The following is an 8,591-nucleotide window of genomic DNA, read 5'->3' as shown; positions in this document are numbered from 1 at the left end:
CACCCGCACGGCGCGCCGGCCGCACCCGTCCTCCTCGGACTGTTGACGAGGGCGACGCCGACCCCTACGGTGAATCCATTCAACCGGGAAAGGCCTTACCGCAGATCGTCGACGATCTGCGGAGGACCACGGGCGGCGTCGCCCGTGCATCGATGGAGATGGGGTGGGACCGATGGCGGTCGTGGATTCGGCACAGGCCGACGGCAGTCATGGTGCACCCGGCGCCGCGCGCGTCGAGCGCTGGTTCGGCTGGGTCGACACGGTGGCGTTCCTCGGCCTGCTCAACCTCCTCGTGCTGGCCGGGACCCTCGCCGGGGGCGTGGTGCTCGGCCTTGGCCCGGCGCTCGCGGCCGGGGCGGCGTGCAGCCGCACCCGCCTGCGGGGCGACGCCCAGCGCACGGTGCGGGCCTTCGCCCGGACCTGGACGGCCGGCTTCGGCCGCGCCAACGTCGTCGCCGCACCGCCACTGGTGACGCTCGTCCTCACAGCCACCAGCCTCGTCGCGCTCGACGGCGCACCCACCGCGCTGCGCGTCGCGCTCGCCGTGGTGGGCGGCCTCGCCGTCGTGCACCTGCTCCTCGCCGTGACGATGGACGCCCACTACGACCTGCGCCGGCGCGACGTGCCCCGGCTGGCGTGGACGTTCCTGCTGCGCTTCCCCGGCGCGCCCCTCCTGCTCGCGGCGACGACGGCGCTGGTCGGCGTCGTCACCGCGTTCGTGCCCGGACTCCTGCCCGTCGTGTCGATCGGCGCGTGGGTGTACCTGAGCACGGCCCTCTGCCTGTCCTTCTACGCCGCCAACGACCGCAACCTCGAGCAGCACCCGGCGGCCCCCGACCCCCTCGACGAGTGAACGACGACGTGCACTCCGACGAAAGGACGACCATGAACTCACGACGGCTGGCCCCTCTCGCCCTCCTCGCGGCGGGGAGCCTCGCGCTCGCCGCCTGCAGCGGCGGCTCGGGCGACGGCGGCGGCGGTGGTGGCGGCGAGGCCCTGGACTCGCTGTCGATCATGGCGCCGTACCTGTCGGCGACACCGCCGGAGGCCGACGACCCCGTGGGCAAGAAGCTGTCGGAGGTCGCGGGCCTGGACCTCGACATGCAGTGGGTGCCGAACGCCGAGTACGGCGACCGCACCAACGTGGTGCTCGCCGGTGACGACATCCCCGACGTCATGGTGATCCAGCAGAAGAGCCAGGGCTTCGTGCAGACGGCGGAGGCCGGCGGCTTCTGGGACCTCACGGACTACCTCGCCTCCGGCGACTACCCGAACCTCGTGACCGAGAACGAGGACGTGCAGCAGGCGTCGAGCGTGAACGGCAAGGTCTACGGCGTCTACCGGGCGCGCGACGTCGTGCGCACGTCGATCAGCATCCGCAAGGACTGGCTGAAGAACCTCGGGCTGGACGAGCCCACGAACACGGACGAGCTGATGGCGGTCGCCAAGGCGTTCACCGAGGACGACCCCGACGGCAACGGCAAGGACGACACCTACGGGATGATCATCCCGGCCTGGGGCGCGAGCATCGGCACGGGCAGCCCCTACGACGCGATCGAGACGTGGTTCGGCGCGGGCAACGTGTGGAAGGACGACGGCGGCCAGCTCGTCCCGTCCTTCACCACCCCGGAGTGGAAGCAGGCGCTCGACTACGAGAAGACGCTCATCCAGTCCGGCTACGTCAACAAGGACTACGCCACGATGGACGGCACCACCGGGTGGAACGAGCCGTTCCTCAACGGCAAGGGCGGCATCATCATCGACGTCCAGTCCCGCGCCGCCCAGCTGGCCGACCTGTTCAAGGACCAGGACCCGAAGACGTACGACCAGAAGGTCGCGCTCGTGGGCAACATCGCCGGCCCGAACGGCGACTTCGCGCTCCCGACGCCGGGCTACAGCGGCTTCCTCGCGATCCCCAAGGCGTCCGTGCAGACGGAGGACCAGCTCGCGCAGGTCCTCGAGGCGCTCGACGCGCTCGCCGGCAAGGACGCGCAGATCCTCGAGAACAACGGGATCGAGGGCGACAACTTCACCGTCGAGGACGGCTACGCCGTGTTCGACAAGTCGAAGCAGGACTACACCGACGTCGTGTCGGGCTCGTGGGCCCAGATCGGCACGAACGTCGCGGGCTTCGAGGCGTACAAGCCGAAGCCGGAGACGAAGTACGACGAGGAGCTCGCACAGGAGCGGCTCGACCTGCAGGAGAAGGACCTGCAGAAGGCGGTCTTCAACCCGGCAGGTGCGCTCGTCTCGAAGACCTACTCGACGAACGGCGTGCAGCTCGACCAGATCATCGCGGACGCCCGGATCCAGTACATCAGCGGCCAGATCGACGACGCCGGACTGGACGCGGCGATCGCGCAGTGGAAGTCCAGCGGCGGCGACCAGGTGACCGCCGAGATGAACGAGCTCTACGGCCAGCTCGGCTGATCCCTTCCGGCGCGGGGCCGGACCGGCCCGCACGGGCCCCGGCCCGGCCCCGCGCCCCGTCCGAGATGGAGGCTGCGATGACGACCGTCGTCGACGTCGAACGGGTCGGCGTGCCGGCCCCGCCCGCCCCGGCCCCGCGCCCGCACCGCCGGTGGGCGCGCGTGGTCCGGTTCCGGTGGCTGCTGGTGATGCTGCTGCCGGGGGTGCTGTACTTCGCGCTGTTCCGCATCTGGCCGATGTGGGGCGCGCAGATCGCGTTCAAGAACTACGTGCCGTTCCTGGGCGTCCAGGGGTCCGAATGGGTGGGCTGGCAGCACTTCGAGGAGTTCTTCACCAACCCCGACTTCCCCCGGCTGCTGGGCAACACGCTGATCCTGGCGGCGCTGAGCCTGTTCGTCGCGTTCCCGCTGACGATCGTGCTCGCGCTGCTGCTCAACGAGGTCCGGCTGTCGGTGCTCAAGCGCACGGTGCAGACCCTGGTCTACATCCCGCACTTCCTGTCCTGGACGGTCGTGGTGTCCCTGACCGCGCTGCTGTTCGCGATCGGCACGGGCCCGTTGTCGAGCTTCTTGGACGGGCTGTCCGGGCACGAGACGAACTACCTCGCCGACCCGGCCTGGTTCCGTCCCCTGATCCTGCTGCAGATCATCTGGAAGTCGACCGGGTGGGGCACGATCATCTTCCTCGCCGCGCTGGCGGGGGTGGACCAGGAGCAGTACGAGGCCGCGGTGATCGACGGCGCGGGCCGCTGGCAGCGCACCTGGCACATCACGCTGCCCGCGATCCGCCCCACGATCATCGTCATGCTCATCCTGCAGACCGGGGAGATCCTCAACACCGGGTTCGAGCAGATCTACCTGATGTCCAACGCGCTGAACCGCACCGTCGCGGACGTGTTCGACACCTACGTCTACTTCACCGGCATCCAGCAGGGCGCGTACTCCTACTCCACCGCGGTGGGGCTGTCGAAGGCGATCGTCGGTCTGGTGCTGATCTTCGGCACCAACTGGCTCGCCAAGCGCTTCAACCAGCAGGGGATCTTCTGATGGCCTCGACCCAGCACCAGCGGTTCAACACCCGCGCGGGGCGCGCGTTCGACGCCGTGAACGTCGTGCTGCTGATCGCGGTGGGGCTGGTCGCCCTGCTGCCGTTCCTGTACGTGCTCGCGGGGTCGTTCGCCACCGAGTACGAGCTCACCACGCGGCCGTTCTTCCTGTGGCCGCACGACTTCACGACCGACTCCTACGCGTCGATCCTGTCCTCGTCGGCGTTCGTGCGCGCCTTCGTCACCACGGTCGTGGTGACGCTGGTCGGCACGCTGGTCCAGCTCGCCCTGACGGCCCTGATGGCGTACCCGCTGTCGAAGGTCGAGCTGCCCGGGCGGCGCACCATCATGACCGTGGTCGTGTTCACGATGGTGTTCTCCGCGGGCATGATCCCCACGTTCCTGGTGGTCAAGCAGCTCGGCCTGCTGAACTCCTACTGGGCGCTGGTCCTGCCGATGGCGATCAACCCGTTCAGCCTCATCATCATCAAGAACTTCTTCCAGCAGCTGCCGCACGAGCTGGAGGAGTCCGCGAAGATCGACGGCGCGCACGAGCTGCAGATCCTGCGCCACGTCGTCGTGCCGCTGTCCAAGCCGGTGCTCGCGACGTTCGCGCTGTTCTACGCGGTCGGCATCTGGAACGACTACATGTCCCCGCTGCTCTATCTGAGCGACCAGCACATGTGGACCCTGCAGATGTTCCTGCGCCAGGTCACCGCGTCCGCGTCGATGTCCGCGCAGGACATGGGCACCGACCTGCCGCCCCCCGCGCAGGGCATCAAGTTCGCCGTGGTCATCGTGGCCACGATCCCCGTGCTCCTGGCGTACCCGTTCCTCCAGAAGCACTTCGCCAAGGGCATGCTCATCGGCAGCGTGAAGGGCTGACATGACGATCCACCTCGCGGGCGACTCGACCGTCGCCCCCACCGACGAGGGCCGCACGTCCGGCCACGCCGCGGTGCCCCTGCTGGGCTGGGGCGACGAGCTCGCCGCCTGCACCGACGACGTCGTGCGCAACCACGCCATCGGCGGCGCCACGACGGCGTCGTTCCGGGCGGAGGGACGCTGGGACGCCCTGCTCGCCGAGCTGCGGCCCGGGGACACGGTCGTGATCCAGTTCGGCCACAACGACCAGAAGGAGCCCGCCACGCTCGCCGCCGACGGCGGGTACACGGAGCGGCTGGCGGCGTTCGTGGACGAGGTGCGCGCGCACGGCGCACGCCCCGTCCTCGCCACGAGCGTCGAGCGGCGCCTGTTCGACGACGACGGCGCGCTGCGCTGGTCGCACGGGCCCTACCCGGCGGCGGTGCGTGCCCTCGGGCGCGCGCAGGACGTGCCGGTGCTCGAGCTGACGTCCTTCACGCGCTGGCTCTACGGCTGGCTCGGGCAAGAGGCGTCGGCGGCACTGTTCCCGCACGGCGCCGCCGTCGCCGCCGGGCTGGCCGTGGACGACGCCCTCGCCAAGGACAACACGCACTTCACGACGGCGGGCGCGCGCGCCGTCGCGCGGTACGTCGCGGAGGCGCTGGCGGTCCTCGACGGCGCGCACGACCAGGAGGAGGCGCTCGGCGCGTGGGTGGTGCAGCCGTGACCGTCTACCGCAACGCGCTCGCCACGCCGTCGGACCTGGCGGGCTGGGTGGCCGAGGGCCCGGTGGGCGTGGACCACACGGAGGGCGGCGTGGTGCTGCGCAGCACCGCGGACGAGGTCGCGCTCGCGGCCGACGGCCGCGGCGACCACGCGCACTTCACCCTCTGGTGCCCCGAGGTCTTCGCCGCCGACGTCGAGGTCGCGTGGGACTTCCGGCCGCTGGACGGCGACGGCCTGGCGATGCTGTTCTTCGCGGCGACCGGGACCGGCGGGCGCGACCTCTTCGACCCCGCGCTGGCCGAGCGGACCGGCTACTACCCGCAGTATCACTCGGGCGACGTCGCGACGCTCCACGTGTCCTACCTGCGCCGCAAGTGGGCCACCGAGAAGCGGTTCCGCACCTGCAACCTGCGCAAGAGCCCGGGATTCCACCTGGTCGCGCAGGGCGCCGACCCGCTGCCCGGCCCGGACGACGCGGACGGCCACTATCGCGTGCGCGTCACCAAGCGCGGCGCCGACGTCGCCTTCGCGATCGACGACCTCACCCTCTTCACCTTCCACGACGACGCGCCGCTCGGCGCCGGCCGGATCGGCTTCCGGCAGATGTCCCCGCTCGTGGCCCACTACCGCAACCTCGAGGTGACCCCCCTGTCATGACCACCGCTCTCAGCACGGAAGCTCCCGCCGCCCAGCGTCCGCGCGCCGCCGCCGACGTCCCCCTGCGCTGGCTGGAGGACGCCGCGCCGGACCTCGCCGTCGGGGGCGTCACCTGCGGCGTCCCGTTCCGCCCGGGAGCGGTGCGCGACGCCGGCTCGCTCGTCGTCGTCGACGCCGACGGCCGCGTCGTCCCCGCGCAGACCTGGCCGCTCGCGACGTGGCCCGACGGCAGCGTGAAGTGGTCCGGCGTCGCCCTCGGCGCCGGGCAGGTGCCGAGCACGTCGTACCGGGTGACGTCGGCGGACGGCGAGGGGGACGGCGAGGCGCACGGCGAGGCGGCGGACGGCCCGGTCGTCACGGTCGTCGAGCGCGACGACGAGGTGGTCGTGGACACGGGCGCGTGCGTCGTCGTGGTCGCCCGCTCGGGGCCGGACGTCGTGCGCTCGGTGCGGGCGGGCACGGGGACCGGCGCCGTCGAGGTGGCGCGCGCCGGCCGGCTCGTGTCCAGCCGCCAGGACCACCCGGAGCCCGACCACCGCGCCCGCCAGGACGCGGTCGGCGTCGTGCGGGAGGTCGTCGTCGAGCAGGCGGGCCCGCTGCGTGCCGTGGTGCGGGTGACGGGCCTGCACCGCGACGTCGAGCGCGCCCACGACGACGCCGCCGCGGGCTGGCTCCCGTTCACCCTCCGTCTGGTGCTCGCCGCCGGGGCGCCGACGTTCCGGCTGGTGCACTCGTTCGTCTGGGACGGCGACCCGGAGCAGGACTTCCTCGCCGCGCTGGGGCTGCGGTTCGACGTGCACCTGCGTGCCGCCCCGTACGACCGGCACGTTCGCCTCGCGGGTGCCGACGGCGGCCTGGTGCGCGAGGCCGTGCAGGGTGTCACGGGGCTGCGTCGTGACCCGGGCGCGGACGTGCGCGCCGCCCAGGTGGCGGGCCGCCCTACACCCCCGCTCGCCCAGTGGGACGCGCGCGTCACTGACCGGCTGCGCTGGGTGCCGGCCTGGGACGCGTGGTCGCTGCGCCAGCTGTCCGCGCACGGCTTCACCGTGCAGAAGAGGACCGCGGCCGTCCGGCCGTGGATCGACGTCGCGCAGGGCACGCGCTCCGAGGGGCTCGGCTACCTGGGCGACACGGCCGGCGGCCTCGCGGTCGGGCTCACCGGGTTCTGGCAGTCGCACCCGACGGGGATCGACGTCGCGGGGGCGGCCTCCGACGTCGGCACCCTCACGACCTGGCTCTGGTCGCCCGACGCCGCGCCGATGGATCTGCGCTTCTACCACGACGGCCTCGGCCAGGACTCGTTCGACGACCAGCTCGACGCGCTCGAGATCACGTACGAGGACTACGAGCCGGGGTTCGGGTCCGCGCAGGGCATCGGCCGCACGCACGAGCTCACCGTCACCGCCTTCGCCGCCACGCCCGACGCCGGCGTGCTGGCCCGCCTCGCCGCGGCCACCGCCGTCCGGCCCCAGCTCGTGCCGACGCCCGAGGCGCTGCACGCCGCCGGCGTCCTCGGCGACTGGGACCTCGTGGACCGCGCCACCCCGGAGCGTGCCGACCTCGAGGACCGCCTGGCCACCCTGCTCGACTTCTACGTCGGCCAGGTGGACCAGCGCTCCTGGTACGGCTTCTGGCACTTCGGCGACGTCATGCACGCCTACGACCCCGACCGGCACGTGTGGCGCTACGACGTGGGCGGCTACGCCTGGGACAACTCGGAGCTGTCCCCGGACCTGTGGCTGTGGACGTCGTTCCTGCGCACCGGCCGGGCGGACGTCTTCCGGCTCGCGGAGCGCATGACCCGGCACACGGGCGACGTGGACGTCTACCACGCCGGCCCGTGGGAGGGGCTCGGCAGCCGGCACAACGTGCAGCACTGGGGCTGCAGCGCCAAGCAGCTGCGGATCTCGACGCCGGCGTACCGGCGGCCGCACTACTTCCTCACGGGCGACGAGCACACGCGCGACCTCATGGTCGCGCAGCGGGACTCGGACCGGACGTTCCTGGGTCTCGACCCGACGCGCAAGGTGCGTCCCGACGCCGCCACCTACCGCCCGCGCCGCGACGCCCTCGCCGTCGGGCTCGGCACCGACTGGAGCGCGCTGGCCGCCACGTGGCTCGCGGACTGGGAGATCACGGGTGACGAGCGGTCGCGCGACCGTCTCGTCGGCACGATGACCGACATCGGCGCGCTGCCGCACGGCTTCTTCACCGGCGAGGCGCTGTACGACCTGGACACGGGCCGCTTCGCCACCGACCGTGACCGCGTCACGGTCTCGCACCTGTCCGCCGTCTTCGGCCTGGTCGAGATCTGCTCCGAGCTGGTGTCGCTGGTCGACGCCGGCCTGGTCGACGCGCCCGGCTTCAAGGCCGCCTGGCTGCAGTACTGCCGCCTCTACCTCGCGACGCCCGCGGAGCAGCAGGCGGAGCTGGGCAACGTCCTCACGGGCACGAACCTCGAGCAGGCGCACTCCCGGCTCGCCGCCTACGCCGCGCACCGGCTGGGCGACGACGGGCTGGCGGACGTCGCGTGGCGTGCCTACTTCCGCGGGGGCGAGTTCATGGGGGAGGAGGCCTTCCGTCCCGTGCCGGTCCTGCCGCCGGAGACGCTCGTGCCGATCGACGAGGCCCGCACCCTGTCCACCAACGACGCCGCACAGTGCAGCCTCGCCACGCTCCAGAACCTCGCCCTGATCGGGCACCGCCTCCCGCCGAGGTAGTCCGGGGCTCGGCGAGGTAGTTCCCACCGCGCCGAGGTAGTTCCCACCGCGCCGAGATAGTTCGAACCGCGCCGAGGTAGTTCCCACCGCGCCGAGGTAGTTCATGACCGTGCGTGATGTAGAGGCTCGGGGGGGTTGGCACTTCCTCG

General features: G+C 72.0%; 7 protein-coding genes. All 7 read left to right on the top strand.

Features of this window, described 5'->3' with window-relative positions:
* Positions 1-181: 181 nt before the first annotated feature.
* The 7 genes from ACFT55_RS16820 to ACFT55_RS16790 all read left to right on the top strand — a co-directional run bounded on the left by ACFT55_RS16820 (position 182) and on the right by ACFT55_RS16790 (position 8,442).
* Entirely contained in the window at positions 182-853 is a 672-nt protein-coding gene (locus tag ACFT55_RS16820; protein WP_380244991.1) for a DUF624 domain-containing protein, read from the top strand.
* Between the two features lie 32 nt (positions 854-885).
* Positions 886-2,430: an extracellular solute-binding protein gene (locus tag ACFT55_RS16815; RefSeq protein ID WP_380244990.1), complete on the top strand. Its 1,545-nt coding sequence runs from the start codon at positions 886-888 to the stop codon at positions 2,428-2,430.
* Between the two features lie 77 nt (positions 2,431-2,507).
* Positions 2,508-3,476, top strand: coding sequence for an ABC transporter permease (locus tag ACFT55_RS16810; protein WP_380244989.1), 969 nt, complete (start codon positions 2,508-2,510; stop codon positions 3,474-3,476).
* A complete protein-coding gene (locus ACFT55_RS16805) occupies positions 3,476-4,360 on the top strand; it encodes a carbohydrate ABC transporter permease (protein WP_380244988.1) in 885 nt (294 codons plus the stop codon). Before ACFT55_RS16810 ends, ACFT55_RS16805 begins: the two co-directional genes overlap by 1 nt.
* Before the next feature lies 1 nt (position 4,361).
* Positions 4,362-5,066, top strand: coding sequence for a rhamnogalacturonan acetylesterase (locus ACFT55_RS16800; RefSeq protein WP_380244987.1), 705 nt, complete (start codon positions 4,362-4,364; stop codon positions 5,064-5,066).
* Entirely contained in the window at positions 5,048-5,722 is a 675-nt protein-coding gene (locus ACFT55_RS16795; RefSeq protein ID WP_380244986.1) for a DUF1961 family protein, read from the top strand. The genes ACFT55_RS16800 and ACFT55_RS16795 overlap by 19 nt, the downstream gene beginning before the upstream one ends.
* Complete coding sequence (locus ACFT55_RS16790; RefSeq protein ID WP_380244985.1) at positions 5,719-8,442, top strand: Tat pathway signal sequence domain protein; 2,724 nt, start codon at positions 5,719-5,721, stop codon at positions 8,440-8,442. Before ACFT55_RS16795 ends, ACFT55_RS16790 begins: the two co-directional genes overlap by 4 nt.
* Positions 8,443-8,591 lie beyond the last annotated feature (149 nt).

The sequence above is a fragment of the Isoptericola sp. NPDC057191 genome, assembly GCF_042670225.1.
Classification (GTDB): Bacteria; Actinomycetota; Actinomycetes; order Actinomycetales; family Cellulomonadaceae; genus Isoptericola.
This window is presented reverse-complemented; position numbering and strand designations above follow the sequence as displayed.

Bases quoted from the DNA above. Each gene is read 5' to 3' on its own strand.
- ACFT55_RS16815 (WP_380244990.1), top strand. From the start codon at position 886: ATGAACTCACGACGGCTGGCCCCTCTCGCCCTCCTCGCGGCGGGGAGC.
- ACFT55_RS16790 (WP_380244985.1), top strand. From the start codon at position 5,719: ATGACCACCGCTCTCAGCACGGAAGCTCCCGCCGCCCAGCGTCCGCGC.
- ACFT55_RS16800 (WP_380244987.1), top strand. From the start codon at position 4,362: ATGACGATCCACCTCGCGGGCGACTCGACCGTCGCCCCCACCGACGAG.
- ACFT55_RS16810 (WP_380244989.1), top strand. From the start codon at position 2,508: ATGACGACCGTCGTCGACGTCGAACGGGTCGGCGTGCCGGCCCCGCCC.
- ACFT55_RS16805 (WP_380244988.1), top strand. From the start codon at position 3,476: ATGGCCTCGACCCAGCACCAGCGGTTCAACACCCGCGCGGGGCGCGCG.